Origin of the sequence: Bacillus cereus group sp. MG4 (assembly GCF_040460055.1) — a bacterium.
GTDB classification, from domain to species: Bacteria; Bacillota; Bacilli; order Bacillales; family Bacillaceae_G; genus Bacillus_A; species Bacillus_A wiedmannii.
Map to the genome: position 1 here is coordinate 2,721,198 of NZ_JARVGZ010000001.1, position 26,765 is coordinate 2,747,962.

The window sequence follows — 26,765 nt, forward strand, 5'->3', positions numbered from 1 at the left end:
ATAATTTACTTATTTGTTTCTATTATGTTATTGATGCGTATTTCAGTAAATGACTGAATATAATTCAAAATTTCATCACGCTCATACTCATTTAATAACTCGTGATAACAATTCGGCCATTCTTTAAAAGCCTTATCACTCATTTTAACATTATCAAACCACATGCGGACACGTGTTTTATCTACAAGTTTATCCTCACACGCCTGCATTAGCAAGAGCGGAACATTTGGAAAATCATCTATTTTTTTATGAGCAATTTCGATAGACTTAATTAATTCACTATACCAACGTACTGATACTTTGCGCAAGAACAATGAATCATTCTCCATCGCGTCCCGAACTTCATGATTACGGGTGGACATTTCCACTGTAAGATTCGTTGCAAATTGCAATTTTGGTGCAACAACATTTAATATTTTTGAGGCAACTTGAAGCGGTGCTGAAGGTCCAGCTACTAAGCCTAAACATGGCGAACTTAAAATAATGCCGTCTACATCTTCTCTCTTTGTTTCTTGCATCATACGAATGACAATAAGACCACCCATACTATGACCAAATATAAAAATAGGTAACCTATACTTTCTTGCCTCTTTCACCCACAATTTAACTTCCTCTATGTATTCATCAAATGAATCAATATGTCCTCTATTTCTCGAAGTTGTTCCATGTGACGGAAGGTCCCCCATTACGACGTGGTAGCCGATATGATTCCACATTTCCGCAACGGCTTCATAACGTCCGTGATATTCCATTGCGCCGTGCACGATAACAACGACAGCTTTCGCTTCCTCTGCTTCATAATTCCACATACGGACCTCCTCCATTTCACTCTTTCTCATAATTTGATACACTGAAACTAGTCTCTAGGAAAGGAAGACTTTACATGATATATCCTTACAAAGAAAAAACTCCGAAAATTGCGAGTAGTGCTTTTGTCGCTGATTATGTTACGATTACAGGCGACGTTTCCATTGGTGAAGAATCAAGTATTTGGTTTAATACAGTCATACGCGGTGATGTTTCACCAACAATCATTGGAAACCGGGTAAATGTACAAGACCAATGTACACTTCACCAAAGCCCACAGTATCCTCTTATTTTAGAAGACGACGTGACCATTGGGCATCAAGTTATTTTACATAGCTGCCATATTAAAAAAGATGCTTTAATTGGAATGGGATCTATTATATTAGATGGTGCTGAAATTGGCGAAGGATCCTTTATCGGTGCTGGAAGCCTCGTTTCACAAGGAAAGAAAATCCCGCCAAACACGTTAGCATTCGGTCGACCAGCTAAAGTCGTTCGTGAATTAACAGAAGAAGACCGTAAAGACATGGAGCGAATTCGCACACAATATGTTGAAAAAGGCCAGTATTATAAATCATTACAGAAGTAACTTTTCCAGCTGCCATTAAAGTGGCAGCTTTTTATATAAAAACTAACTTTTTCTTTACAAAATATTATTACGCCCTCAATAAAATCTTATTAAAATAAAAGCTAATATCTCCATATATATGTAAACGAGGGAGGAGAATTTTCATGAAGGTCAGTGGACTGTATAAAATAGAATGTTACATTTTCAAAGGAATTAACCGATACTTTGATCAAAAAACATTAAATATCTTTTTCAGCAATATTACTCATATCGGTGGTGCTACTTTCTCAATCGCACTCACACTTTTCTTTTTAATTTTTGCAAAAGGGACTTTGCATCAAGCTGCAATCGCAACTGCTATTTCTTTAGCAATTAGCCATATTCCTGTGCAAATATTAAAAAGATGGTATCCGCGAAAACGCCCTTATTTAACAATTCAGGATGCGAAATATCCAGTCCATCCATTAAAAGACCACTCTTTCCCGTCTGGTCATACAACAGCCGTTTTCTCTGTCCTTATTCCATTTATTTGCTATAATCCAAGCATATTTGCTTTTCTATTACCGTTGGCATTATGCGTTGGTATTTCTCGCATTTATTTAGGGCTTCACTATCCGTCTGATGTATTCGTCGGTATGTGCCTCGGCACTTGCTCTGGCATCATCTCTTTTTATCAATTCATCCCACTTTTCACATAAAGGAGTGATATGATGAGAGTCGCCATTTTTACCGATACTTTTACGCCACAAGTCAACGGGGTTGCGAAAACACTAGAACGATTAACACGTTACTTTCAGAAAGAAAAAATCGCCTATTCTGTTTTCGCCCCTCAGCATACAGCTGAAGATAATTTCGTAGCTAATGTGAACAAGATGAGAAGTATCCCGTTAACAATATTATATCCAGAATGCCGCTTTTCTTTTCCTACTCCGCGCATTAAACGAAAACTTCTTTCCTTTAAACCTGACATTATTCACATTGCCACACCTTTCAACATGGGACTTTGTGGATTGTATTATGCAAAAAAGTTAAACATCCCAGTTGTCGGTTCTTATCATACTGATTTCGATGCTTATTTACGCTATTACAAAATTGAATTTCTCTCTAATATGCTTTGGAACTATTTAAAATGGTTTCATAGTCATATGCAAAAAAATTTCGTTCCTTCTTTTGAAACGTTACACCAACTAAAAAATAAAGGCTTTCAGGCCCTCTCCATATGGGGACGGGGTGTAGATTGCACACTCTTTCATCCATCTTACAATACAGACCTATTCCGAAAAAAATATAATATTACAGCAAAGTATGTCCTTTCCTATGTTGGACGGATTGCCCCTGAAAAAGATATTGATACGTTGCAAAATATTATCGCTAAAACAGCGCATACTCGAAAAGACATTCATTGGCTCATTGCAGGAGACGGTCCTCTAGCAACAAATTTGCGTGAAGCTGTCCCAAAAACAAATGTAACCTTTACTGGATATTTACAAGGTGAAGATTTAGCTGAAGCCTATGCTTCTTCGGATCTAATGGTATTTCCATCTGCTACTGAAACATTTGGGAACGTTGTACTTGAATCGCTTGCATGCGGTACACCTGTCATTGGTGCAAATAGTGGCGGGGTTAAAAATATTATTACAGATGGAAAAACAGGAGTTCTTTGTCCACCCAAAAATGAGAACGCATTTCTATCATCCATTTATCTTTTATTGCAAAATGAAGAAAAACTTGAGCAGATGGGAATAGCAGCTTCATCTTATGCGAAATCAAAAAGCTGGGATGAGATCTTTCGTGGCTTACTTAACCAATATGAAGAAGTCCTTCAGCATAACGCATCAGGGTTGCTTGCTTAAATAGAAAAACTCCCTTCAAAACGAAGGGAGTTTATTACACAGTTGTAAAATTTACTTAAATGAATGATACACAAGGTGAAATATCATATTATTTCTATATTCATTATAACAAAAACAAACATAAACAAACAGACTTGTAATAAAAAACCATAAAAATTAGTATGTGGTTATACACTATTTTAACTGTATAGTAATTTTAAGAATTCCCCTTAAAATCACCTTACTCACATACCTTTATACAGTAATTGTTCCCCAATTTCTGTATATCAAAAAACCTTTCATTCATTTGAAAGGTCTTTTTGAGCCTGCACATATTCTTCTTTCGTATTCACATTCATAAACCAATCCGCATTCGCTTGTACATCTTCTCCAGCAACATATTTCACATTACATTGTGATAAAAGTTGGCCCATACTTCTTTTTTCATCCTGTAGCAAAGCATAAATCTTTTCTTTCACACGGTTATGATATGCTGCAAGTAATGGTTGTTTTCTTCCATTAATAATAGGTACGACCGCATCATATTCATTGCTCATTTGCTCTAGCAAAATGATAAACCATTCTTGCGAAATATTTGGCGCATCGCAAGGCATAATAGCGTACCAATCTGCTTCTATATATTCCATTCCTGATACAATTCCAGCAAGTGGTCCGTTTCCTTTATAGTGCGGAATATCTTCTATAACAGGAACTTGTACGAGTTGCTCTACTCGCTCTTTTATATCAGAATGACTAATGACTACAACCTCTTGGAGCGTCCTTGTCATCACTTTCAAAATATGCTCAATAAACGTACTCCCTTGCCAGCTCGCTAACGCTTTCGGCTCACCGAATCTACTCGACATACCGCCCGCTAATACAATTCCAACCCATTTACTCATTGGCGATGCAGCTCAAATGTAATATGACCTAATTCTGGTAAAATTAGCTTATTCATCGCAAGGCGAACTGCTCCACTAGATCCTGGCATTGAAAAGACAACTTTGCGCCCGATTGTACCACCGATCGCTCTACTTAACATTGCGCTGCTTCCGATATCTTCTAAATAACTAATCATGCGGAACAACTCACCAAACCCGACAATTTCTTTATGTAATAACGCTGATACTGCTTCAATCGTCACATCACGCTTCGTAATACCAGTTCCGCCATTTGTTAACACAACATCAACATCTTCTCTATGATAACCAGCTAACACTGCTTGCTGAATACTTTCTTTATCATCTTTTACAATTTCATAAGAGGTCACTGTATGCCCTGCCTCTTTTAACAATTCATGTAATAGTTGTCCACTCTTATCTGTCTCTTCCGTACGTGTATCGGAAATCGTCACGATTTTGCAGCGCACTTCTTTTGGCGCTTGTTTTTTATGTTCAGTTACGCTCATTTTTTATCTTTCCTTTCATTTTCTTGTAAAATTATGTATGAAGCAAAGAATTCAACATGATACAATATAAGTATATTTATCCATATAAAGGAGCTTTACATGATTCAAAATATGAAACGATCCGTACCCATTATACCATTCCTAATTATATTATCCCTTTTTCAATGCATCGCCTACGGATTCGATATTAACTTTCTAAAATTGTATGTACCTATGCCTGATGGTGGTATTCGTTACTATTTGACTAGCACATTAATTCCTCTCACACTTGCCTATATAATAGATTTTATTTTTAAACGTTCTATTTCTGAATAAGGAGGTTTACATACTATGGAACTTTATAAAAAATTAACAACAACATTTATCCTCTTATTTGTCGCTTCAATCACTGTCGGCTTTTCCTTAAAAGGCGCAATCCCATACGCTACATTAGTAAGTATTATATTCGCAACACTATTTTTACTCAGCAGTGCTTTTTGCGCGGGTAAAGCGCGTCAAATGAAAGGTTGATTACATATGTTCCAGAAGAAACCAATCCTTTGTAAATCATGTGAAAAAGAAATACAAACGTATGAAAAAGCATGGATTCATATGCCCTTTCCAGCAAGTGGTATGACTAATATGAAAAAGTATATTGAGCTAGACGGCGAAGTGTATTGTAGCTCATGCATTCAAATTAGAAGTAAAACAAAATAAAAAAAGCTTTGCGCTCACCGCGCAAAGCTTTTTTTCATATATTATAGACCAGCTTGCTCTTTTAAAGCTGCAGCTTTGTCTGTACGTTCCCATGTTAGGTCTACATCAGTACGCCCGAAGTGGCCGTAAGCTGCTGTTTGTTTATAAATTGGGCGACGTAAGTCTAGCATTTTAATAATACCAGCTGGGCGAAGATCGAAGTTGTTACGAACTAGTTCTACTAGTACGTCTTCAGATACTTTACCAGTCCCGAATGTATCAACTGAAATTGATACTGGTTGTGCTACACCAATTGCGTATGCAAGTTGTACTTCTGCTTTGTCAGCAAGACCAGCTGCTACGATGTTTTTCGCAACATAACGAGCTGCATATGCTGCAGAACGGTCAACTTTCGTTGCATCTTTACCAGAGAATGCACCGCCACCGTGGCGAGCGTATCCACCGTAAGTATCAACGATGATTTTACGTCCTGTTAAACCAGCATCACCTTGTGGTCCACCAATTACGAAGCGGCCAGTTGGGTTAATGAAGAATTTCGTTTCTCCATCCATTAATTCTGCTGGAACTACAGCTTTAATTACATGCTCTTTTAAATCGCGATCGATTTCTTCCCATGTAACATCTGGATGATGCTGTGTAGAAATTACGATTGTATCTACACGTACAGGTTTACCATTTTCATCATACTCAACTGTAACTTGCGTTTTTCCATCCGGACGTAAGTATGATAATGTGTCATCTTTACGTACTTCAGTTAAACGGCGAGCTAATTTGTGAGCAAGCGAGATTGGAAGTGGCATTAATTCTTGTGTTTCATTACATGCGAAGCCAAACATTAAACCTTGGTCTCCCGCACCAATTGCCTCAATCTCAGCGTCAGTCATTAGACCTTCGCGTGCTTCTAGCGCTTGGTCAACACCCATAGCGATGTCAGCAGATTGCTCATCGATAGATGTTAAAACTGCACAAGTTTCTGCATCGAATCCGTATTTTGCGCGTGTGTAACCAATGCCTTGAATTGTTTCACGAACGATTTTTGGAATATCTACGTAAGTAGAAGTCGTAATTTCCCCCGCTACCAATACTAAACCAGTTGTTACAGTTGTTTCACAAGCTACACGTGCATTTGCGTCCTTTGATAAGATCGCATCTAAAATTGAATCAGAAATTTGGTCACAAATTTTATCTGGATGTCCTTCAGTTACAGACTCAGATGTGAACAGATGACGTTTTTTTGTCATGTGGTAAACCTCCCTACAGTAATTGTATATATTGTACGGAACTCATCCTTAATTTGCCACAAACTGCGACATACATTTATTCTCCCACACAAGCATACAGAAAAACCTTTCCTACTTTACATAGAGGAAAGGTTTAATTTGCTACTTGCATACTGCTTTTTGCCCTTTGCTCTTATCGTTCGAGACCGTTAGCCTCGCACAGGTTTTAGCACCTATTCACCTGTATTTACCACTACAAATGAGGTTGCTGGGCTTCATCGGGCCTGTCCCTCCGCCAGCTCGGGATAAGAGAGTATCCGTCCCAACCTATACTAAAGAAATGATATTCATTTGTCAATTAATATTCACATTTTCCTGAAAGTTTTTCTCAATACGCCTGGAATGAAATATTAATAAGGAAATAATACATTCACACAAACAAAAAGAAATAAATAGTATACATTATTTATATAATTGTGTTATACTCTTGTTGGGGATTACGAGAAATATTTCATTAAATGAAAAGGATGGTATATAAATATGAGTACTGTGAATGTCCAAATTGGTTTACACGAATTATTGAACGGAAGCAATGCACAGATTCAACTAAGTGTTCCGCAATTAGTGGAAAAAGTATTAATGCGAAATGAAGGGAAATTAACTTCTACTGGTGCCGTTTCTGCTTCAACAGGAAAATATACAGGACGTTCTCCTAAAGATAAATTTATTGTGAAAGAAGCATCGGTTGCTGACAAAATTGCTTGGGGAGCAGTGAATCAGCCGATCTCTGAAGAACATTTTAATAAATTATATACTAAAGTTTTAGAATACTTAAAAGAAAAAGAAGAGTTATTCGTCTTCAATGGATTTGCAGGTGCTGACCGCAATTACCGCCTACCAATTCAGGTTATTAACGAATATGCATGGCACAATTTATTTGTACATCAATTATTCATTCGTCCAACTGAAGAAGAATTAACAACTCATGAATCAGAGTTCACAATTGTTTCTGCACCGAATTTCAAAGCTGATCCAGCTGTTGACGGTACAAACTCTGAAGCATTCATTATGGTTTCATTCGAAAAACGTATCGTACTAATTGGTGGTACAGAATACGCTGGAGAAATGAAAAAATCAATCTTCTCTATTATGAACTTCTTACTACCTGAACAAGATATTCTTTCTATGCATTGCTCTGCAAACGTAGGTGAAGAAGGCGACGTAGCACTATTCTTCGGTTTATCTGGAACAGGTAAAACAACATTATCTGCTGATCCACACCGTAAATTAATCGGTGATGATGAGCATGGTTGGTCTGATAACGGTGTATTCAATATTGAAGGCGGTTGCTACGCAAAATGTGTAAACCTTTCTCACGAGAAAGAACCACAAATTTTCGATGCAATCAAATTTGGATCTGTTTTAGAAAACGTTATCATTAATAACCAAACGCGTATCGCAGACTATAACGATACTACTTTAACAGAAAATACTCGTGCTGCATACCCTATGCATGCGATCGACAATATCGTACTGCCAAGTGTTGCTGGACACCCAAATACAATCATTTTCTTAACTGCTGATGCATCTGGCGTATTGCCTCCAATCAGTAAGTTATCAAAAGAACAAGCTATGTATCATTTCTTAAGTGGTTACACTAGTAAACTAGCAGGAACAGAGCGCGGTGTTACATCTCCGCAAGCAACATTCTCAACTTGCTTCGGTTCACCATTCTTACCACTTGATGCATCTCGCTATGCTGAAATGCTTGGTGAAAAAATCGAGAAACACGATGCGAAAGTATTCTTAGTAAACACTGGCTGGACTGGTGGCGAATACGGCGTTGGTAAACGTATGAACTTAGGTTACACTCGTGCAATGATTCAAGCAGCATTAAGCGGCGAACTTGCAAAAACTGAAACAGCTAAACATGACATCTTCGGTCTTGAAGTTCCACTTCACGTACCAGGTGTACCTGATGAAGTATTAATGCCTGAACAAACTTGGGCTGATAAAGCTGCTTATAAAGAGAAAGCAATCGAACTTGCAAGCGAATTCAAAGAGAACTTCAAAAAGTTCGACAGCGTTTCTGAAGATATTATTAACTTAGGCGGTCCAATCGCTTAAGTACAAACTTTCTGTTGGAATAACCCTTTTACTCATATGAATAAGTGTCGTGTAACCGTAAAGTTTCGCGTACTCACCGACAAAACCCAATGCGGCTTAACGGTTATACACACTTACATAAAAAAGAAGCTTACGTTTTTAACGTAAGCTTCTTTCTATATCTTCTCTCTTCATCTGTGACTTAGTTCGTAAAATTACAGAAAATTCACTTTATAATCATTCATTATTATTTTTTTATGATACAATTTACATATGCAGGAAAGGATGAGGCCTATGAAAAATTTTTCTCGTACAGGAAAAATTTTATTCAGTTACGGAGCGATCCAAATGTTTTGGGGACTTGTGATGCTTAATGTTAATTTATTTGAGCATACAAGTGAAACGATAAAATATATTATTCTAATTACCGGAATAATTTGTTGTATTATATCCACCTTTTTTAAAAAACATAAGAGTCATACTAATACGTGATTTCATGTTAGCTTATAGGAAGCAGAAACCTGTATTTCATGCAAAATTATGCTTCCTATTGTAACTACCCCTCGCCGGACCCTCTATTCCATCTAAAAAGAGGATTTTTATCTTTTTAGCTCTTTGTTAATTCTTCCTCATCTTTCATACTATAATAGCCTAAATTCACAACGATTAAGAAATAACCACCCAGAATCCCTACTGCAAATGCCCACATAACCATGTGGTGCTCAATTTCGTACATAATAACAGCGCCCAAAATGGCAGCTGCAAAACGATTAAACATACCGAGCGTCGGTGCTTTCGTTTTCTTTACGATACTATCTCCAAGCTTCTCAATTCGTCTCCCTAAAAGCCAAACACAATACATACTTACGATAAGTCCAATTCCAGCACCTAGAAAATGAGCTGAAAACGGCGTTAACATCCACCCTAGCAAAAGAAAACCTAGTAAATAATACGATTGAATTTTAAACGATCTTAATGACATACTAATCATGCTGTTCTCCTCTTCAGTAATTTTTATCTATTCAACAAAAAATTTCTTTCAAATTTATACTACTGACATCCATTTCACTCAAATTAAAAACAACATAAACAGTATGTTTATGTTGTTTGAATGTTTTCAGGAAATAATATTATACAAGATTTCAAACATCATATTCTCATAATTTGTGACGTTTTTCCAAACATTTTTCGTCCATTTATGAAAAAAGTGATATCAATTTCTGAACATACGGATATGATGTAATAAGTACACAAATAAAGGGGGCGTCTAATGATTTATTTTTTAATGGCTCTCATTCACCTCATTATCCCTGCACTTATTGGACTTTCATTGTATTGGTACACGAAAAATCATAGTATTTTCTACGCTGTCCTCGGTGTTCTTCTTCCAGGTATTATTCTTATCACACTCTTCCGTATTCCATTTTTAAACTTAATTCCACTTATTACTGCTATCTTATTTCTCGTCTTCTTACCAAAAATAAAAAAATAGGAAAGCAGATCATAGATGATCTGTTTTCCTATTTTGATATAGGTTCCCTCGCAGTAGAATGAATTTTTACTTTCTCTGATTTCACAAACCATAGACCGAAGAAAATAATAATTCCACCGATTATTTGTTGAAATGATACATATTCATTTGCCCATACAGCTGCAAATAAAACAGCTACAAGTGGTGTTATATACATATATACCATCGTATGTGATGCGCCAATTTTTTGAATACCAACATACCACATCACTAAACCAAATACTGTTACAAAGAAAATGGAATATAGTAAAGCGAATAGTGTCATTCCATGTGTAATGTGCAATGGCATTATAAATACATGTGGTCCACTTAACAATAAAAGCGGAATCGCGCCAACTAATGCTGACCATGCGGTAACACGTAGTGCTGAATATTTTTTAATTAATGGACCTGCTAAAACAGGATAAAGCCCCCAGCATATTGATGTAATAAGTCCAATTCCGTTACCATAAAAAGAACTAGCAAGCGAATGCCCTACTACTAAAACTAATGCAGCACCACCAAAGGCAATTATAGAACCGATGAGCTTTCGAGAAGAAAACTTTTCTTGTTTCAAAAAAATAGCAAATACAGTTGTAAAAATAGGTGAAATAGAAATGAGTAAAGAGGCATTTGTAGCGGATGTATATTTGACAGTTTCCATAAATAATGTTTGATACAGTACAATACCTACAACGCTAACGATGATTAATCTAGGTATATCCTTTCGTTCCATATAAACCGACTTTTCAATAAAAAATGTAAGGAGTAACATAAGCGGTGCCGCTGATATCATCCGAAGTGCAGTAAACTCAATTGCTGTAAATTCTAAAAGTCCATATTTAGCAATCGTAAAATTAATCCCCCAAATAATAACGACTGCTAAAATTAATAACTCAATCCCCCATCTTCTCATGCGTATCCCCTCCGCAAATAAGATTATACAGAAAATTCAATCATATGTACATTTCATTATGTGAAAAAATCTTTGTATTGTATGAACGTTTTGATACATGAAATTATATCAGCGATTTTCTGAATATATCAGCGCAACTCTGATTATATCGGCGATTTTCCAAATATATCAGCGATTTTTTAAATATATCGACTTATCAACAAAAAACGACAATAATAGTGACTTATACAATAAAAAAGGTGGTTCCAAAATACGTTTTGGAACCACCTTTTCTTTACTACACTCGAACGTGTAACTTCATATTTGGATTATAATATTGGCTCGGGCTCTTCAACTGAAAAGTTCCTCCACCTTCATGCCAATCAACTGTTAACTTATCATCCATAAATACAAGCTTTGTGCGATCTGCGATAAAATTCATTGCGCTAGATTCGATATCCACATCGCGCTCATCTTTTTCTGCTACAGCGACTAAATCGATGATTCCGCTCATTACACAACCGCAACCTTCATTATCGTAAAATAACTTTATATATTTTGCTTCATTTGGAATCGTATCCATAATCTTTTTATATGCTGATTCTGTTACAGTAACGTACATATGTTAATATTCATCCTCTCTTCTCATATCCTTCATATATTGTACCACCCTTTTCTCTTAAATTTATATACAGAAAATTAAGACTAATATACACTATATGTAATAAAGGAGGTTGTATCATTCATGCTCAAATTATTGCGATATCCTATCTTCCTAGGTCTACTCGGTAGCTTTTTTATTTCTAGCGGAATGGTATTACAACATATACTTCCTTATTCTCCTTCTATTGGTTGGATTGTAGGATTTATTTGTTTCCTATCTGCTTCCTATCTTGCTATGAAAGAATAAGAATCACTTTAAGATTTATTTGCAGCTTAATTTTGACTTTGGTGTTACTTTCGGCCCACAAGAGAAACGTTGGCTCTATAACGATTCAACTCTCCTCTCTATTTTAAAATCTATACACAATACGATTGAACACACAAAAATATAGAATTCATAATATGTATATAGTGGTTCTATTTTTAAAACTAGTTTTTCAAAATATAGAAAGGAGAACATACATGTACCCACGTAATTGTTTTAGTTGCGACGGCAGACGCAATAGTGGCTCTAACGGAAACACTGGGCCCACTGGTAGCACCGGACCTACTGGAAACACTGGCTCTGCCGGCATCACTGGACCTTCCGGGAACACCGGACCCACTGGTAGTACTGGACCTACTGGCTCTGTCGGGCCTTCCGGAGCTGGTTTCCAAAGTACTACCGCCTTTAGTCTAGCAGCCGCTCCCACCTATAAAAAAGGACAAGTTGTCACTTATACGAGCAGCGGCTATGTTGTAAAAAAAGATGCACCTCAAGGATTTCCGAATGTATCACCAGATTATATCGTATTAGTAGAAAGTGGACCGACTGGGAGTACTGGGCCTATGGGTATTACCGGACCTTCCGGGAGTACTGGACCTATGGGTAACACCGGACCTTCCGGGAGTACTGGATCTACCGGGAGTACTGGACCTATGGGTAACACCGGACCTTCCGGGAGTACTGGATCTACCGGCAGTACTGGACCTACGGGTAACACCGGACCTTCCGGGAGTACTGGATCTACCGGCAGCACTGGACCTTCTGGCAGCACTGGACCTTCTGGCAGCACTGGGCCTTCTGGCGGCACTGGGCCTACGGGTATTACTGGATCTACAGGCAGCACTGGGCCTACGGGTAGCACTGGATCTACAGGCAGCACTGGACCCACTGGAACTGCAGGTAGTGCCTCAGCAAAAAGTATTGTTTTTCAAGGAACAAATGCTGGTTTTCAACGTATAGCAGGTTCTCCTGGCATTGACTCCAATGTTATTCCATATGTCACTGCTGGGGCAGGTAGTATAGTTGGATTTTCTGCGTCTATAAATGTAAATAACTTACCTGCTGCTGTTTATACGATTAATATTTGCAGGAATGTCCCAACAAACCTCACTGCCCCTACCTCTAGTTACATCCTATCTACTCTTACTTTAACTACCACTGACAAAATTACAGGAACTATGGTATTTTCAATTAAACCAACGGATACTGGATCAGGACAAATTCAAGTGTTTAATCCAAATCCAGCAGTAGGTCCCGCTACTGTCACTTGGACTAGCATTACAACTGGAAACTCAGTTTCGAGAGGAGATGCTATATCCCTTTATATTACCCCTGGAATTACTGCGAGTGCTGTATATTCTATTTTTTTAATCACTGATATATAGCCCTTACTAAAAAATAATTTATTTAACAAAAAAAGACCCAAGATTCGGGCCAACAAATAGAAATACAAATGAATTAAAACAAATAACAGACAAGTTTAGTATATACTATCATTGTAAATTTATCCATATATTGGATTTTTAATTATATACACTATGTTAATATAATTAACTTGCCTACCTTTATCAACATGTCTTACTCTCATCCACAATAAAAAAGGGAGAACACTCTCAAATAAGTAATCTCCCTTTTAAAAATTTTTTCATTACATTGGCAATACAATCTTCACAGTCGTTCCAACCCCAACTTCACTTTCAAAACTCATTTTACCGTTGTGGTCTTTAATAATTTTTTCTGTAACTACTAAACCTAAACCTGTTCCCGTTTCTTTTGTTGTGTAAAAAGCTTCATTTAGCTTCGGAATTTTGTCTTTTGGAATACCGCAACCTTCATCCTTAACTTGAACAATGATTGCATCTTCTACAGTCACTTTAATCGTAATCGTTCCGCCAACTGACATTGCTTCAATCGCATTTTTAATTAAATTAAAAAATACTTGCTTTAATCGTTTTTCATCGCATGTAATCGATGGTATGTCTTTACTATAAATACCTTGTATGTGCACTCCTTGCTTTAAAGCAGGCTTTCCCATAACTCGAATAACATAAGCGATAATTTCTTCTATATTATGAACTTCTGATTCTAGTGATTTAGATTTCTCAAATCCACTAAGTTCTGTAGCGATTGTATGAATTCGTTCTACTTCTTGTTTCATAATATCACTATATATTTTATCCTCAGGATATTTATCCGCTTGTTTATTAACAAATTTATCTAAATTAGCTAGAGGTCTTCTAATTTTGTAACCAATAACTGTAGCCATTTTCCCAACAGTTGCTAGCTTTTCTGTTTGTTGTATTTCTTTATCCATCATCTCAAGCGTACGAACGTAAGATTGAAACCTTAAAAACATAATCCAACATATGATAGTAAATACGCTATATAATGCCATCGGGATTAAAACGAGTGACGAGTGAATAAAGATTCCTATAAGAGCATATTTTCCAACAAGTATGCTCGGAACTAACCAAAAATATCTTTTGTTTACAAAGAGTGGGGCAAATAAAATAAAAAATCCTTCTACTATATTCCCACCATCAAACTCAGCATCACTACCATAGTAAATCATAAAATTATGGATAAAATCTAATAGGTTATATCCAATTAGAATAATATATTTCACTGCAAATAGATTCTTCCATTTCATGAAGTATACTCCAATACAAAACAAAATCACCATTAAAAAATAAAGCCATAAACCTAAACCATCTTCAAATTTTCCTACTCCTTCTTGCCCGCCTCCTATTAAAGGTACAATAAATTCGTAGGCAAGATCGTATACAAAAAATATAATAAAAAATAAACTTAAAAATATTTTCAATGCCTTCATTTCTTCATGTTTAAATATATCGTCTTTATTCATATCGTAACTCCTAGCTTTTCTCCCTCTTGGATTTCACTATTTCCACGCTTTTTTGGGAGAATGATATCTATTCTAGTTCCAATATCTCTTTCACTTGAAATATGTAATTCACCAAGATGCTGCTCGGTAACAAGCCGATTCGCTACCGTAAGTCCCAGGCCAATTTTATCTTGTTTCGTTGTATAAAAGGCTTCTGTAACACGAGCTAAATTTTCTTTCTTAATACCGTAACCATTATCAATTACACTTAGCATTACATAATCTTGTCCTTTGTTTTCTAACCGTAACTCTAATGTGCCACCTTGCTCCATTGCCTCCAGAGCATTTTTTATGACATATAGAAAGACTCCTCTTATTTTCCGCTCATCACATTCAACTTCTATCGTCTTTTCTTCCACATTAGAAATAAACTGGACGCTAGATTCATTCATTTTTTCGCGAACAATTTTTACTGCTTGTAATGCAATTTCACCTATATTATATTTCTTATAAATAGGGAGTTTACATGTAGCAACTTCCATCAATTCACTTATCATATTATTCATATTTTCTATTTCAAAAATCATCTGTTCGTAAATAGGATCCTCCCCATGCTTCTCTCGTTGTAATTGCGTAAACCCTTTTAATGAAGCAAGTGGATTTTTAATTTCATGTCCCACTGTCGCTGCCATTTTTCCGATTACTGCTAATTTTTGTGATTCACTAGCAATCTTAATACTTTCCTTTACCGCTGAAAGGTATTCTATAAATCGATTTAAAATGATGTATGCCGCTATTAATACGAGTGTATACATAATGAGGAACATAAATCCTTTTACTTCCTTTAATACAAATAAATAAATCACATATTTCGCTACAATAGTTGAAAGTACAAACACAAAATATTTTTTATTTAAAAATATAGGTACAAAGAAGATGAAAATAATTTCTATTATATTTCCCCCATCAAATGCCGCCTCATTATAAAGCATATACGAAAGTACGTTAGCAATTTCTATTCCTATGTATGCAAATACACATGCATATTTAACAAAGTTCACTTTCTCTTTTTTTATTAAATATACATTCACACCGAGTATTGCAGTTCCGCAAATAACTTGCCATAGTATGCTATGTCCCATATCCGTTAATGATTTATTTTCTAATACGATTGCATAGAAAATTTGGTATGAAACAACAATGACATATAGCACCCATAAAAAAATTTTTGCATTCCTTTCTTCTTCTTTATATGATAGAAAACTTCCTTTCACTTCAACACCCCTTCAAAATAATATCTCGAAGAATACCATTTATTATAATAAATGATTTTCATAGACAAACAAAGATAAATCGAACATTCGAGGAAAATTATCCCAATAAAGCAAAGTATCTTCAGGCTATATAAGCATAAAAGCTATAAACAATAATACGTATATTATGAAGTGAACCCGAATAGTGGTACATGAAAAAAACACCCCTTTTCGTTCGCTTCTCTGAAGTAGCTGGATCAAAAGGGGCGAATGAAACAAATCGAGATGTACGAGGGTTCGCCGTTAAATTTTATACAGAAGAAGGAAATTTTGATTTAGTAGGAAACAATATTCCTATTTTTTTCATTCAAGATGGCATTAAATTCCCTGATCTTATTCACGCCCTTAAACCTGAACCGCATAATGAGATTCCACAGGGACAAACAGCACATGATACATTTTGGGACTTCATCGCCAATAACCAAGAATCGGCTGCGATGATGATGTGGATTATGTCTGATCGTGCCATTCCAAGAAGTTTTAGAATGATGCAAGGGTTTGGCGTTCATACATTTCGCTTAGTGAATAAAAATGGAAAGTCACGATTCGTAAAATTTCACTGGAAGCCGAAGCTCGGCATTCACTCATTAATTTGGGATGAAGCGCAAAAATTAGGTGGTGCTGATCCAGATTACCATCGCCGTGATTTATGGGAAAATATTAATGCTGGAAACTATCCTGAGTACGAACTTGGCATTCAAATTTTAGAAGAAGAGGATGAATTTAAATACGATTTCGATATATTAGATGCGACGAAAATTTGGCCTGAAGAAGATTTTCCCGTTAAAATCATCGGGAAAATGACATTAAATCGCAACGTCGAGAATGTATTCGCTGAAACGGAACAAGTCGCGCTTCATCCGGGAAGTATCGTCCGTGGTATTGATTTTACAAATGATCCGCTCTTACAAGGTAGGCTCTTTTCTTATACAGACACTCAATTGGCACGCGTCGGTACAAATTATCAAGAGTTACCGATTAACCGTCCGGTATGCCCATTTCATAACAATCAAAGAGATGGTGCATCTAAATATATAATCGACAAAGAAAAAATTGCTTACCATAATAATTCCTTAGCAAATAACACTCCTTACACTGTCCCCGGTACAAAGGATGGGTTCGTTACATATCCTTCTACTGTATCAGGGCATAAAACGAGAGAAACAGCCGCTAGTTTCAAAGATCATTTCTCTCAAGCTCGTTTATTTTGGAATAGTATGAGTAACGTCGAAAAGGTTTATATTATGCAAGCCTTCTCCTTTGAATTAGGAAAAGTAAAAAGTAAATCGGTTCGCCAACAAGTCGTAACTATGATTGGGCATATTAGTACTGAATTAGCTACGTTAGTCGCTGAAGCGATCGGAGCAAAAGTCCCAAATATTCAAGAATCGGGCGTTACGAAATCATCGCCAGCACTCAGTATGGCAAATACGACATTTAGTCCTAATACATTACGAGTAGGTGTCATTGTTGCAAATGGATATGACGGACAAAACGCGCAATATATACTAAATCAATTCAAACAAGTTGGGTTGCAGCCAGTAATTGTTTCCGAGCGATTAGGTATTGTGCAAGGAACGCAAAATGTACGTTGGGACGTGAATGACACTTTTTTAACAGGCTCCTCACTTCTTTATGACGGGCTACTTCTTATTGGAGGAAACCTTGATGAACAGTTTCTTAATAAAGCGAGTTCATTTGTCGTAGAATCATATAATCATTTTAAGCCAATTGGTGCATTCAAAAATGGATCTACTTTTATTCAATCTTTAAATATTAAAGGAAAGCCTGGTGTCTTAATAGAACATAACCCTACACTCCTGGCGAATGAATTTATTAAAGCCATGACGAAACAACGCTTTTGGGATAGAGCATATGAATAGGTTAGGGGGATAATTTATGTTTGTTACCGTCGAGAAAGATGTGCATATTTTTGTGCAAGACGTTAATCCTGGACCCGGTAGTAAAACCGTGTTTTTCGTTCATGGCTGGCCTTTAAATCATCAAATGTACCAATATCAACTCAATGTGTTACCACAGCATGGTTTCCGCTGCATCGCTATGGATATACGCGGAAACGGGCAATCTGATAAACCGTGGACTGGTTACACATACGATCGTTTAGCAGACGATATCGCCATTGTTCTAGAAGCACTTCAAGTAGAAAGTGCTACATTAATCGGTTTCTCAGTAGGTGGCGCTCTTTCTATTCGGTACATGTCTCGCTACAATGGCCATCGTATTTCTAAACTTGTCTTAGTCGATGCTGTTTCCCCCTCTTTCGTTAAAAATCAAGAATCGCCCTATGGTGTCCCAAAAGAACAAGCAGATACCCTCATTAATCAAATGTATGCCAATATGCCAAAATTTTTAAATGATGTATCTTTATCATTTTTTAATAGAAACTTAGGATCTGCTACGTTAGAATGGTTTTCTTATCTCGGCATGCAGTCTGCTTCTTACGCTCTCATCAAAATATTGCAAGCAGCCGCAAATGAAGACGTAACGAAAGATTGTAACTACTCAGCTTCTTCAAATAAAAAAACAGGCCAAATACATGTTTCCGATTCGAAAACATGAAAAGAAAATACTCCAATAAGAGAAAGAATCTAGATCAAATAGAGAATTTCTCTTATGAAGTTGTGCGATTCAAAGGAACCGTTCCGGTTTCTATAACCTGGCCTATTGCTCGTAAGACAGATTGTTTTTGTTTTTTCATGGTAGTTATAAAGCTTCGTATCTGACAAAAGGATTCTGCGCCTTTCTTACTTCGAAAAGTCCCAGACACTTTCTGTTTGACTTTCGTCATTCGAATATCCCGTTCCGCTTGATTATTGTCAAATGGAATGTCTGGATGTTCCAAGAATGCTAGAATTCTATCAGCATATTTGACGAAGCGATTCCATAAATTTTGAGCAGGCGTCTGCTTTCCTTTCTTTTTTAATTTTGCAGAAAAGACTGGTTGTTCTTTCAATATGGCTTGATAGACAGTAAACAGATTCTGTTGCTTTGCTTTTGGCAGACTTCCTTTGTATTGTTTTTTCAGCGTTAAAGCTTGCGTGAGAAATTTCTGCATCTGTTGAGCCCATTTTTGCCCCGTACTATCTATAATTCCTTGCAAATCTCGTAAGAGATGGGCATTGCATAATACATGTCGACAATCTGTATACGCATCATACGATTTCCAACCATCATGCATCGCAATTCCAGAAAAAGACGGTAAAATTCCGCCTGCATCCATTGCTTCTTTTCCGCGTTTTTGATGAATATGTTGCAAGGTCACCTCCGGTGTACTAGCGGTATGTAACCATTGTGTTTTATTTTTTACTCGCATACCGGTTTCATCAAAATGGACAACAGAAGACTGAAGGATCTTGTCTTTTACTTCTTGAAGAAAGGGCTGCAATTGAGCCGAAAAACTGTTTGTATGATTGACTAACGTTCCTTCACTAATCGAATGCCCAAAATAATCTTGAAAGAATTCTTTCGTTCGTTTCAAAGAAAGACACTGATAATGCGTTAAATAGGGAATCAGTCTTTTTATATTTGGACCATATTGAACAGGACGAGAGACAGTAGAAGGAAATTGTGATTCTTGGATAGAATGGCAATGTGGGCATTCTTTTTGTGACACTTTATGTTCTGTCACTTCTATCTGGATAGGTGGTAAATCATACACTTGGCGAATGCGGTATCCTTTTACAGGTTCTTGGTGTAAGGAAGTGTTACAACAAGTACAATGTGTAGGAGAATAGGTAATCGTATGGTCCGGAGTCGTTGTCAAATAAAGCGTATGTCCTTTGTGGCCCAACTGGCCACCGGTTTGACGATGAGACGGTTTGCGCAAACTTTTTGTAACGGGCTTACCCAAACCATCTGTAGAAGGTGGATTATGACTATTTTTGGAGTTTTTTTTTGAAGCATTTTCTAGTTCTTGTATACGTTTTTCTAACTTAGAAAATGTTTCTTCAAATAAAGAAATAACAGCTTCAGGTCCTTTTTTATATGCATCTAAAATGATTTTTCGATGGATCATCCTATTCACCTCCCTGTTTGATATACTCAGTATTTACAAATGGGAGGCATATGAAACAAGTAAAATAAAAAAAGACACCAAAAGGTGGCTGAGTAGTTACTCAAAATTTATGGAATCGCTTTGCCAAGTATGCTGACAGAATTCTAGCGTTCTTAGAAAGTCCAGATATTCCATTTGATAACAATCAAGCGGAGCGAGATATTCGGATGACGAAAGTCAAACAAAAAGTGTCTGGGACGTTTCGAAGTAAGGAAGGTGCAGAATCATTTTGCCACATACGCAGTTTTATGAGCACCATGAAAAAACAAAATCAATCAGTATTACAAGCGATAAGTCAGGTGTTAAAAACCGGAACGGTTCCTTGGAATACCACTCTTTCGTAAGAGAATGTTTCTATTTCATATAGATTCTTTCTCTTATCGGAGTGTGTTCTTTTTCATGTTTTCGAACAGGAAACATGTATTTGGCATGCTTTTTTGTTTAACTAAGCTGAGTAGTTACGAAAGATTTAAGTAAAATTAACGTCCCAACAAAAATATTCCACGGTGTTCACGATCAACTGATCCCTTACAAAAGCGCTGAACTCACACAAAAGCGGATTAAAAATTCCCAGTTACATCCTCTTACAAATAGCGGTCACGGCTCGCCAATCGATCAAGCGAATGAATTAAATGAAGAACTTATAAAGTTTTTGCATTCATAAAAATCTATACCAAATCGTTTCTATAGGAACGCAGTTTTTGAAAAGATTAAAATTCACATATTTCTCACAAATCAATCAATAAAACGATTACATTTTCATTTATACTAAATATACAGGTAATACTCCCTAAACCCAGCTTGTCTGGTTACCCCGTTAAATACTATAACAAAAAGAACTTGTATCGTTATACAAGTTCTTTTTGTTTGTTCTATTTAAAAAGTATATCTTTACTATACTGCTTTCCAGCAAGTAAATCATATTGAATCATTTTATATTGCTCTAACATTTCTTTTTGTTTCTTTGTTAAATTTGTTATCTCTTCCCCATCTTTATTAACCTTTAACTCATCTCTCAGAACCGGTATTTCTTTATGCATTTCCGATAAAAATTGATAAAATGGTGATTGATTTAGTCCTGCATAATCAAAAACGAGACTAGAAAAATAAATCGGACTTACTAAACCTAAATTGTCATTTGGCAAATCAAAATTTGCATACATTAACAATGGTGTTTCTGACATAGCTAACCTTTCATTTACAGTTTCTTCATTCTCTATATATCCAGCTTCTTCATAGATAGCTTTATTTGCCCCTAATATTGGTAAGTGATCTCCAAAGAAAACCAATATAGTAGGCCTTTCTAGCTCTTGAATTTGTTCTACTAAATATTTTAGAGCCTCATCAGAACGACGTATACCCTCAGTATATGTTTCTAATTCTGCCTTCGATCCCTCATCTGTTAATCCGCTAATTTCTATTTGCTTTTCTTCAAATCGTCCTGGATTGAATGGAAAATGATTTTGCATCGTAACTGCATGAATAAACGTAGGTTGCTTTCTCTTATTCAATTCCTCTATTATTTCTTTACTAATAGATACATCACTAATATAATCCCCATCTACCTCTATGTTGTTCATTGTATCTTCTGCATTGAAATTATCAATTCCTAAAACATTATATACATCATCCCGCTTATAAAATGATCTTCCATAAGCATGAATTGCATTCGTGTAATATCCATGTTTTTTCAATTCACTTGCGATAGACGGAATTTCTCTCTGCCCTGTCACCGCTTGTTGATATGGTATAGAACCTTGCTTCAAAAAGCTCATTGAATAGCTCGTTAACGCTTCAAATTCTGTATTCGCTGTGTTTCCCCCGAATACAGGAGATACTGTTTGTCCACCCGGAAAATTCTCAATATATTGATGTAAATTCGGCATCGGATCCTCGCTAAATGAAAGATTCGTTAGCTTTGTTGGATCCCAAAAAGCTTCACTCATGAAAAATATAATATTTGGCTTCTCGGTCTTTTCTTTTTTCCCTACATTGCTTCCATATTGTTTCTTTATATTATTTGAAATTTGTAGCATAGTTTCTTTTGAATATTCTTCTGGCTTCTCAATGACAGTTGTGTCTAAGTTACTGACAAATCCCAAAATAAAACCATTATCAGCATAGTTTACATTTTGATTCCAAGCCACGAAGGTTACCCCATATTTTTGAAATACATTACTCATAAATGTATTAGGATAATTATTATATGCATACACCATAAACGTAGAAGCACATATTAAAATAATTCTCGTAATTATATTAGGCTTTATAACTGGAATGTGCTTTCGTATATACATAACTAAATATACAAGCAGAGCAATCCCGAATATCCCCAAAAATATAGTCCACCAACTAAAATAGTCCATAACCATTGGTATCACGGACTGCATTTGAGTAATCTGTGTGAAATCAGACGGATAGAATGGATCTCCTCTAAAAATAAGTTTAAAATGGTTCACAATCCCAAAAACAATTAGCACCAAACTTGTTATCGTGATACTCAAAAAGATTCGTCCAAGCAAACTATACATAAAAACATATATCATATAAATAAATAATAAGCTTAATATATACTGTCCGTATCGGACATAAACCCAGTTATTAACTAATATAAGGCTCATATTCTCCTGTATCATGATATACATCCAATTCATCGTATGAGCGATTAAAAATAATAAGACGTAAGCTTGAATAGCCGGCCTAAGCTTATGACTAATGCCTTTATTTAAATGAATGATGTATAATAGTACACTCCACAAAACAATAATGAGTATACTCAGCTGTATTTTCCCATTAAAAAATTCTTTAATTCTCTCGAATTCGAACGACCTTAACATAACAAAAAACAGTGTCTCTAAACAAATCGCCCACATTCCACTAAGAATGATAGAAATTAATAGGTTCTTCCTCGGCTGCTGAGGAGAAAAACTAAAATGAAATTCATCTCTTCTTCGTCGTTGTGTAAAAACATTAAAACGCAATTTATTCCCTCTTTCCTTTACCCCTTCGTCTCGCATCCACAAACATATTGTCATATACAAAATAACATATTTGTATACAGTTAGTCTCCCTATGTGTTTGTATTATACACGTGTATCCTTAATTTCCCCTTAAAAATACAGTGCAACTTTAATAAGCCCGAACCACTCAGGATTGAACGGGATAAAACTTCTTCGCTCTATATTCCAACAGCATAAATGAACTATGCTTCATAAAATTATTACCATAAAAAAAGAACCTACCAACACTGACAGGTTCTCCTTCATTCTAACAGACATTAACATATTTATTATATAAGAGAATACATCCATACTTTCCATATAATACATACAAGTACGATAACTACAAAATCAAAAAGATCTAATCTTGGGCCCTTCTTCATATTTATCTCTAGCCACATATGAATCCATTTTATTCTTGTATATTTTTGAATGTTTTTCTTTGCAAATCGATAAACGAGTACTTGCATAATAAAAAATCCGACTACGAAAATGAACAAGAAAATGAGAAAATCGACCACAAAATTCCTCCCTATTTTTGCAGCGATTTTTCTACTATTTGATTTCTCAAAACCCACTCTTCAAATTGAGCACTTCCAAATTCCCAGCTAAGATCACGAGCATGTACAGAAAAAACGTAATAACCAGCATATTCGTCCATAAATCTACCTGTCTCGATCTCATCTTTCTGAAGACCATATGCCCCAAAATTAAAATACACATCCCACACGTCTTCATTCTTCCGCTTATAAGCAATCGATTCCATATCACATTCTGTTCCGAAATAATCAAGATGTAAATGTACGCTATCATCATATTCGTAATCCATTTTATCACCCCTTATATTTGTACTTCTTTATCACCCGAAAAATTCCTTCTATCCACACTCACATATGGGCACTTACCTACATATCATGCTTGTAGAGTGACTTCTAGGAGGTGTCATATAGTGAAAAAATTAATAGCTGTTTTTTGCATCATGTTACTAGCTGTTTTCACATTTGCTGCTTGCAGTAGTAAAAAGGAAGGTACGAAAGAACAAACGCAAAACATTCGCATCGGCGAAGTTACCCATTCTCTCTTCTACGCCCCTTTATATGTCGGGATTGAAAAAGGATTTTTTAAAGATGAAGGATTAAATATTGACCTCCAAACAACAGCTGGCGGAGATAAAACGATGACCGCCCTATTATCTGGCGGAATTGATATTGCTCTCGTCGGCTCTGAAACGTCTATTTATGTTCATCAACAAGGTGCAAAAGACCCTATCATTAACTTCGCACAACTTACACAAACAGACGGAACATTTTTAGTTTCGCGTAAAAAATTAGACTCTTTTAATTGGAATGACGTAAAAGGTGTTACGTTTTTAGGACAGCGTAAAGGCGGCATGCCGCAAATGGTTGGAGAATACGTTTTAAAGAAAAATGGCATTGATCCCCACAAAGATACAAACTTAATTCAAAACATCGAATTTGCTAACATTGCAAGTGCCTTTGCATCTGGTACTGGGGAATTTGTACAGCTCTTTGAACCGACTGCAAGTATATTTGAAAAAGAAGGAAAAGGGTTTATCGTCGCTTCGTTCGGAAATGAATCTGGAACTGTTCCGTATACAACGTTCATGGCAAAAGAAAGCTTCTTAAAGAAAGATAAAGATGCTGCTGAAAAATTCACACGTGCGCTCTATAAAGCACAACAATGGGTTGATACACATAGTCCAGAAGAGATTGCTGACACCGTTTCTCCGTTATTTAAAGACACTTCAAAGGACATTACAGTAAAAGTAATTGAACGTTATAAAAAGCAACATTCTTATGCGACAAATCCGCTATTAGATGCTGAAGAATGGAAACAGCTCCAAACGATTATGAAAGAAGCTGGCGAATTACAAAAAGAAGTTCCACATGAAGCGCTCGTCAATACAAAAATTGCCGAAAGCGTTATTAAGAAATAGAGGCGAAGTGTATGAGTTTTTTACAAATACGTAACGTTTCTCACTGCTTTTTCGAAAAAGAGAATGCTAAATTGATTCTCGAAGACATGAGTTTACAAGTGGAAGAAGGCGAATTTATTTCTATACTCGGTCCAAGTGGTTGCGGCAAAACGACACTCCTCTCCATTATTGCTGGGCTGCTTGATCCAATTGAAGGCATCGTCTTTTTAGATGGTGAGCCTATTACAACGAAAACTTCATCTATGGGGTACATGTTGCAGCAAGATTACTTGTTTCCTTGGAAAACAATTGAAGAAAATATTATGCTCGGACTTCACACCCGAAAAATTTACAATGAACAGACGAAAGAACATACTTTACAGCTTTTAAAACAAGTCGGTCTACATGATGTAGAAGAGCAATACCCTCGTGAACTGTCCGGCGGTATGCGTCAACGTGCCGCTCTCGTTCGAACGTTAGCGACCGATCCTAAAATTTTATTGCTAGATGAACCATTCTCAGCGCTCGATTATCAAACGAAATTGAAACTAGAAGATCTCGTTTTCAACTTACTACGCAAATATAAGAAAACGTCACTACTCGTAACACATGATATTGAAGAAGCCATTGCGATGAGTGATCGTATTTATTTACTACAAGCGAATCCCGGGAAAATTGCAAAAACATTTATCGTCCCTGAAAGCATCCGTTCCTTATCACCGTTAGAATCACGCCATCACCACGACTTCCCATCCCTCTTCCAAGATATATGGAAGGAGCTGGAGCGACTTGGATAATATAAAGCAACTACATGAACAGTTTCAGAAAAAAGAACGCAAGCGCGCATGGTTAGCATGCTCACTGCAGCTTTTACTGCTCATTCTTTTCTTTTCACTATGGGAAATAGCTAGCAAAAAAGAGTGGATTGATCCTTTACTCTTTAGCTCTCCTTCAAGCATTTGGGATCTCTTCCTTAGTAAATGGATTGACGGTTCGCTTTTGGTTCACATATGGACGACATTACTTGAAACAGGAGTAGGCTTCATTCTTGGAACAGTGCTCGGCGCTATTATCGCTACTTTCCTTTGGTGGATGCCACTTCTCGCTCGCGTGCTCGACCCCTATCTCGTCGTCCTAAACGCCATGCCAAAAGTGGCACTTGGACCTATTATCATTGTAATCTTCGGTCCAAATATTTCTTCGTCGATTGCAATGGGGGTAATCATTTCCATCATCATTACCATTCTCGTTATTTACAGCGCATTTCAAGAAGTCGATTCTAACTATATAAAAGTGATGGACACATTTGGCGCAAATAAATGGCAATGTTATAAGCAAGTCGTTCTCCCTGCATCCTTCCCAGCAATTATTTCAACGTTAAAAGTGAACGTTGGTTTATCATGGGTCGGTGTTATATTCGGCGAACTTCTCGTCTCTAAACAAGGTCTTGGCTACTTAATTAGCTACGGATTCCAAGTATTTAATTTCACGCTCGTCTTACTGAGCGTACTACTCACCTGCGTCCTCGCAACACTTATGTATGTGTTTGTTGAGGCATTTGAAAAACTCTTAATTGGAAAACGAAAAAGAAGCTGACTTAGAGCGATAGACTATAGTCAGCTTCTTT

At 36.4% G+C, this 26,765-nt stretch carries 26 protein-coding genes, 4 pseudogenes and 1 riboswitch; of the genes and pseudogenes, 17 read left to right on the forward strand and 13 right to left on the reverse strand.

The window, feature by feature from the left end:
- Window positions 1–5 precede the first annotated feature (5 nt).
- Window positions 6–809, reverse strand: coding sequence for an alpha/beta hydrolase (locus QCI41_RS14370; protein ID WP_353837233.1), 804 nt, complete (start codon window positions 807–809; stop codon window positions 6–8).
- Between the two features lie 74 nt (window positions 810–883).
- Here QCI41_RS14370 and QCI41_RS14375 point away from each other — a divergent pair, with 74 nt between their 5' ends.
- The 3 genes from QCI41_RS14375 (at window position 884) to QCI41_RS14385 (ending at window position 3,228) form a co-directional block, all read left to right on the forward strand.
- Complete coding sequence (locus QCI41_RS14375) at window positions 884–1,396, forward strand: gamma carbonic anhydrase (protein WP_353837232.1); 513 nt, start codon at window positions 884–886, stop codon at window positions 1,394–1,396.
- A gap of 143 nt (window positions 1,397–1,539) precedes the next feature.
- Window positions 1,540–2,073 (forward strand): phosphatase PAP2 family protein, encoded by a 534-nt coding sequence (locus tag QCI41_RS14380; protein WP_000868583.1) that lies wholly within the window; start codon window positions 1,540–1,542, stop codon window positions 2,071–2,073.
- 12 nt (window positions 2,074–2,085) lie between these two features.
- Window positions 2,086–3,228, forward strand: coding sequence for a glycosyltransferase family 4 protein (locus QCI41_RS14385; protein WP_353837231.1), 1,143 nt, complete (start codon window positions 2,086–2,088; stop codon window positions 3,226–3,228).
- A 278-nt stretch (window positions 3,229–3,506) separates the two neighbouring features.
- On the opposite strand, the gene QCI41_RS14390 is transcribed toward QCI41_RS14385, so the two are convergent.
- Together QCI41_RS14390 and QCI41_RS14395 are read right to left on the reverse strand one after the other, a co-directional pair.
- Window positions 3,507–4,109 carry a molybdenum cofactor guanylyltransferase gene (locus tag QCI41_RS14390; protein WP_353837230.1) on the reverse strand — a complete coding sequence of 201 codons (603 nt, stop codon included), beginning with the start codon at window positions 4,107–4,109 and terminating at the stop codon, window positions 3,507–3,509.
- Window positions 4,106–4,615, reverse strand: a complete 510-nt coding sequence (locus QCI41_RS14395) for a MogA/MoaB family molybdenum cofactor biosynthesis protein (RefSeq protein ID WP_000117134.1) — start codon at window positions 4,613–4,615, stop codon at window positions 4,106–4,108. Before QCI41_RS14395 ends, QCI41_RS14390 begins: the two co-directional genes overlap by 4 nt.
- 330 nt (window positions 4,616–4,945) lie before the next feature.
- Between QCI41_RS14395 and QCI41_RS14400 the strand changes: the two genes are divergently transcribed.
- Window positions 4,946–5,125: a hypothetical protein gene (locus tag QCI41_RS14400; protein WP_000424805.1), complete on the forward strand. Its 180-nt coding sequence runs from the start codon at window positions 4,946–4,948 to the stop codon at window positions 5,123–5,125.
- A gap of 6 nt (window positions 5,126–5,131) precedes the next feature.
- Window positions 5,132–5,311 (forward strand): hypothetical protein, encoded by a 180-nt coding sequence (locus QCI41_RS14405; protein WP_000486782.1) that lies wholly within the window; start codon window positions 5,132–5,134, stop codon window positions 5,309–5,311.
- Between the two features lie 41 nt (window positions 5,312–5,352).
- Here the strand turns inward: QCI41_RS14405 and metK are convergent, their stop codons facing one another.
- Window positions 5,353–6,552 carry a methionine adenosyltransferase gene (gene metK / locus QCI41_RS14410; RefSeq protein WP_000163113.1) on the reverse strand — a complete coding sequence of 400 codons (1,200 nt, stop codon included), beginning with the start codon at window positions 6,550–6,552 and terminating at the stop codon, window positions 5,353–5,355.
- A gap of 169 nt (window positions 6,553–6,721) precedes the next feature.
- Window positions 6,722–6,843: riboswitch (SAM riboswitch) on the reverse strand.
- A gap of 228 nt (window positions 6,844–7,071) precedes the next feature.
- Between metK and pckA the strand changes: the two genes are divergently transcribed.
- Window positions 7,072–8,658 carry a phosphoenolpyruvate carboxykinase (ATP) gene (gene pckA, locus QCI41_RS14415; RefSeq protein ID WP_088080086.1) on the forward strand — a complete coding sequence of 529 codons (1,587 nt, stop codon included), beginning with the start codon at window positions 7,072–7,074 and terminating at the stop codon, window positions 8,656–8,658.
- 273 nt (window positions 8,659–8,931) lie between these two features.
- The gene (locus QCI41_RS14420; protein WP_000788114.1) at window positions 8,932–9,129 is read left to right on the forward strand and encodes a hypothetical protein; all 198 of its coding nucleotides are present in this window, start codon (window positions 8,932–8,934) and stop codon (window positions 9,127–9,129) included.
- A gap of 115 nt (window positions 9,130–9,244) precedes the next feature.
- On the opposite strand, the gene QCI41_RS14425 is transcribed toward QCI41_RS14420, so the two are convergent.
- Window positions 9,245–9,628, reverse strand: coding sequence for an ATP synthase subunit I (locus QCI41_RS14425; RefSeq protein ID WP_000624934.1), 384 nt, complete (start codon window positions 9,626–9,628; stop codon window positions 9,245–9,247).
- Between the two features lie 279 nt (window positions 9,629–9,907).
- Between QCI41_RS14425 and QCI41_RS14430 the strand changes: the two genes are divergently transcribed.
- Entirely contained in the window at window positions 9,908–10,129 is a 222-nt protein-coding gene (locus QCI41_RS14430) for a hypothetical protein (RefSeq protein ID WP_000639043.1), read from the forward strand.
- Window positions 10,130–10,157: 28 nt separating this feature from the next.
- Here QCI41_RS14430 and QCI41_RS14435 read toward each other — a convergent pair whose 3' ends face one another.
- Both QCI41_RS14435 and QCI41_RS14440 read right to left on the reverse strand, forming a co-directional pair.
- Window positions 10,158–11,063, reverse strand: a complete 906-nt coding sequence (locus tag QCI41_RS14435; protein WP_353837229.1) for a DMT family transporter — start codon at window positions 11,061–11,063, stop codon at window positions 10,158–10,160.
- Between the two features lie 277 nt (window positions 11,064–11,340).
- Complete coding sequence (locus QCI41_RS14440; RefSeq protein WP_060486663.1) at window positions 11,341–11,664, reverse strand: iron-sulfur cluster biosynthesis family protein; 324 nt, start codon at window positions 11,662–11,664, stop codon at window positions 11,341–11,343.
- 123 nt (window positions 11,665–11,787) lie between these two features.
- Between QCI41_RS14440 and QCI41_RS14445 the strand changes: the two genes are divergently transcribed.
- Both QCI41_RS14445 and QCI41_RS14450 read left to right on the forward strand, forming a co-directional pair.
- Complete coding sequence (locus QCI41_RS14445; protein ID WP_353837228.1) at window positions 11,788–11,952, forward strand: hypothetical protein; 165 nt, start codon at window positions 11,788–11,790, stop codon at window positions 11,950–11,952.
- 215 nt (window positions 11,953–12,167) lie between these two features.
- Window positions 12,168–13,355, forward strand: coding sequence for a collagen-like domain-containing protein (locus QCI41_RS14450; protein WP_353837227.1), 1,188 nt, complete (start codon window positions 12,168–12,170; stop codon window positions 13,353–13,355).
- Window positions 13,356–13,618: 263 nt separating this feature from the next.
- On the opposite strand, the gene QCI41_RS14455 is transcribed toward QCI41_RS14450, so the two are convergent.
- Complete coding sequence (locus QCI41_RS14455) at window positions 13,619–14,836, reverse strand: ATP-binding protein (RefSeq protein ID WP_264462743.1); 1,218 nt, start codon at window positions 14,834–14,836, stop codon at window positions 13,619–13,621.
- Entirely contained in the window at window positions 14,833–16,089 is a 1,257-nt protein-coding gene (locus QCI41_RS14460; RefSeq protein WP_353837226.1) for an ATP-binding protein, read from the reverse strand. The genes QCI41_RS14455 and QCI41_RS14460 overlap by 4 nt, the downstream gene beginning before the upstream one ends.
- Before the next feature lie 194 nt (window positions 16,090–16,283).
- Here QCI41_RS14460 and QCI41_RS14465 point away from each other — a divergent pair.
- Both QCI41_RS14465 and QCI41_RS14470 read left to right on the forward strand, forming a co-directional pair.
- Window positions 16,284–18,011 (forward strand): annotated as a pseudogene (locus QCI41_RS14465) (catalase); the annotation flags it as partial.
- 16 nt (window positions 18,012–18,027) lie between these two features.
- Window positions 18,028–18,642 (forward strand): annotated as a pseudogene (locus QCI41_RS14470) (alpha/beta fold hydrolase); the annotation flags it as partial.
- Window positions 18,643–18,760: 118 nt separating this feature from the next.
- Here the strand turns inward: QCI41_RS14470 and tnpC are convergent.
- Window positions 18,761–20,164 carry an IS66 family transposase gene (gene tnpC / locus QCI41_RS14475; RefSeq protein WP_353836579.1) on the reverse strand — a complete coding sequence of 468 codons (1,404 nt, stop codon included), beginning with the start codon at window positions 20,162–20,164 and terminating at the stop codon, window positions 18,761–18,763.
- Window positions 20,165–20,265: 101 nt separating this feature from the next.
- Between tnpC and QCI41_RS14480 the strand changes: the two are divergent.
- Window positions 20,266–20,547: pseudogene (locus tag QCI41_RS14480) on the forward strand (IS66 family transposase); the annotation flags it as partial.
- 113 nt (window positions 20,548–20,660) lie between these two features.
- Window positions 20,661–20,867: pseudogene (locus QCI41_RS14485) on the forward strand (alpha/beta fold hydrolase); the annotation flags it as partial.
- A gap of 208 nt (window positions 20,868–21,075) precedes the next feature.
- On the opposite strand, the gene QCI41_RS14490 reads toward QCI41_RS14485, so the two are convergent.
- The 3 genes from QCI41_RS14490 to QCI41_RS14500 form a co-directional block, all read right to left on the reverse strand.
- Complete coding sequence (locus QCI41_RS14490; RefSeq protein ID WP_353838833.1) at window positions 21,076–23,220, reverse strand: LTA synthase family protein; 2,145 nt, start codon at window positions 23,218–23,220, stop codon at window positions 21,076–21,078.
- A 272-nt stretch (window positions 23,221–23,492) separates the two neighbouring features.
- Window positions 23,493–23,723: a hypothetical protein gene (locus QCI41_RS14495; protein ID WP_046956123.1), complete on the reverse strand. Its 231-nt coding sequence runs from the start codon at window positions 23,721–23,723 to the stop codon at window positions 23,493–23,495.
- Between the two features lie 11 nt (window positions 23,724–23,734).
- Window positions 23,735–24,031, reverse strand: coding sequence for a DUF3986 family protein (locus tag QCI41_RS14500; protein WP_046958659.1), 297 nt, complete (start codon window positions 24,029–24,031; stop codon window positions 23,735–23,737).
- 120 nt (window positions 24,032–24,151) lie between these two features.
- Between QCI41_RS14500 and QCI41_RS14505 the strand changes: the two genes are divergently transcribed.
- From QCI41_RS14505 to QCI41_RS14515, 3 genes are read left to right on the forward strand one after another with little or no spacing between them, the layout of a single operon-like run.
- A complete protein-coding gene (locus tag QCI41_RS14505; RefSeq protein ID WP_046956121.1) occupies window positions 24,152–25,159 on the forward strand; it encodes an ABC transporter substrate-binding protein in 1,008 nt (335 codons plus the stop codon).
- A gap of 11 nt (window positions 25,160–25,170) precedes the next feature.
- A complete protein-coding gene (locus tag QCI41_RS14510) occupies window positions 25,171–25,935 on the forward strand; it encodes an ABC transporter ATP-binding protein (RefSeq protein ID WP_098137024.1) in 765 nt (254 codons plus the stop codon).
- Window positions 25,928–26,734, forward strand: coding sequence for an ABC transporter permease (locus tag QCI41_RS14515; RefSeq protein WP_353837225.1), 807 nt, complete (start codon window positions 25,928–25,930; stop codon window positions 26,732–26,734). Before QCI41_RS14510 ends, QCI41_RS14515 begins: the two co-directional genes overlap by 8 nt.
- The last annotated feature ends 31 nt before the right edge of the window (window positions 26,735–26,765 follow it).

What these genes read in the sequence shown, in the direction of transcription:
- QCI41_RS14510 (WP_098137024.1), top strand. Translation starts at nt 25,171, where the DNA reads ATGAGTTTTTTACAAATACGTAACGTTTCTCACTGCTTTTTCGAAAAA.
- QCI41_RS14455 (WP_264462743.1), bottom strand. Translation starts at nt 14,836, where the DNA reads ATGAATAAAGACGATATATTTAAACATGAAGAAATGAAGGCATTGAAA.
- QCI41_RS14500 (WP_046958659.1), bottom strand. Translation starts at nt 24,031, where the DNA reads ATGGATTACGAATATGATGATAGCGTACATTTACATCTTGATTATTTC.
- QCI41_RS14395 (WP_000117134.1), bottom strand. Translation starts at nt 4,615, where the DNA reads ATGAGCGTAACTGAACATAAAAAACAAGCGCCAAAAGAAGTGCGCTGC.
- QCI41_RS14370 (WP_353837233.1), bottom strand. Translation starts at nt 809, where the DNA reads ATGTGGAATTATGAAGCAGAGGAAGCGAAAGCTGTCGTTGTTATCGTG.
- QCI41_RS14375 (WP_353837232.1), top strand. Translation starts at nt 884, where the DNA reads ATGATATATCCTTACAAAGAAAAAACTCCGAAAATTGCGAGTAGTGCT.
- QCI41_RS14445 (WP_353837228.1), top strand. Translation starts at nt 11,788, where the DNA reads ATGCTCAAATTATTGCGATATCCTATCTTCCTAGGTCTACTCGGTAGC.
- metK (WP_000163113.1), bottom strand. Translation starts at nt 6,552, where the DNA reads ATGACAAAAAAACGTCATCTGTTCACATCTGAGTCTGTAACTGAAGGA.
- QCI41_RS14380 (WP_000868583.1), top strand. Translation starts at nt 1,540, where the DNA reads ATGAAGGTCAGTGGACTGTATAAAATAGAATGTTACATTTTCAAAGGA.
- QCI41_RS14435 (WP_353837229.1), bottom strand. Translation starts at nt 11,063, where the DNA reads ATGAGAAGATGGGGGATTGAGTTATTAATTTTAGCAGTCGTTATTATT.
- tnpC (WP_353836579.1), bottom strand. Translation starts at nt 20,164, where the DNA reads ATGATCCATCGAAAAATCATTTTAGATGCATATAAAAAAGGACCTGAA.
- QCI41_RS14450 (WP_353837227.1), top strand. Translation starts at nt 12,168, where the DNA reads ATGTACCCACGTAATTGTTTTAGTTGCGACGGCAGACGCAATAGTGGC.
- QCI41_RS14425 (WP_000624934.1), bottom strand. Translation starts at nt 9,628, where the DNA reads ATGATTAGTATGTCATTAAGATCGTTTAAAATTCAATCGTATTATTTA.
- QCI41_RS14490 (WP_353838833.1), bottom strand. Translation starts at nt 23,220, where the DNA reads ATGCGAGACGAAGGGGTAAAGGAAAGAGGGAATAAATTGCGTTTTAAT.
- QCI41_RS14385 (WP_353837231.1), top strand. Translation starts at nt 2,086, where the DNA reads ATGAGAGTCGCCATTTTTACCGATACTTTTACGCCACAAGTCAACGGG.
- pckA (WP_088080086.1), top strand. Translation starts at nt 7,072, where the DNA reads ATGAGTACTGTGAATGTCCAAATTGGTTTACACGAATTATTGAACGGA.
- QCI41_RS14390 (WP_353837230.1), bottom strand. Translation starts at nt 4,109, where the DNA reads ATGAGTAAATGGGTTGGAATTGTATTAGCGGGCGGTATGTCGAGTAGA.
- QCI41_RS14440 (WP_060486663.1), bottom strand. Translation starts at nt 11,664, where the DNA reads ATGTACGTTACTGTAACAGAATCAGCATATAAAAAGATTATGGATACG.
- QCI41_RS14420 (WP_000788114.1), top strand. Translation starts at nt 8,932, where the DNA reads ATGAAAAATTTTTCTCGTACAGGAAAAATTTTATTCAGTTACGGAGCG.
- QCI41_RS14405 (WP_000486782.1), top strand. Translation starts at nt 5,132, where the DNA reads ATGTTCCAGAAGAAACCAATCCTTTGTAAATCATGTGAAAAAGAAATA.
- QCI41_RS14400 (WP_000424805.1), top strand. Translation starts at nt 4,946, where the DNA reads ATGGAACTTTATAAAAAATTAACAACAACATTTATCCTCTTATTTGTC.
- QCI41_RS14430 (WP_000639043.1), top strand. Translation starts at nt 9,908, where the DNA reads ATGATTTATTTTTTAATGGCTCTCATTCACCTCATTATCCCTGCACTT.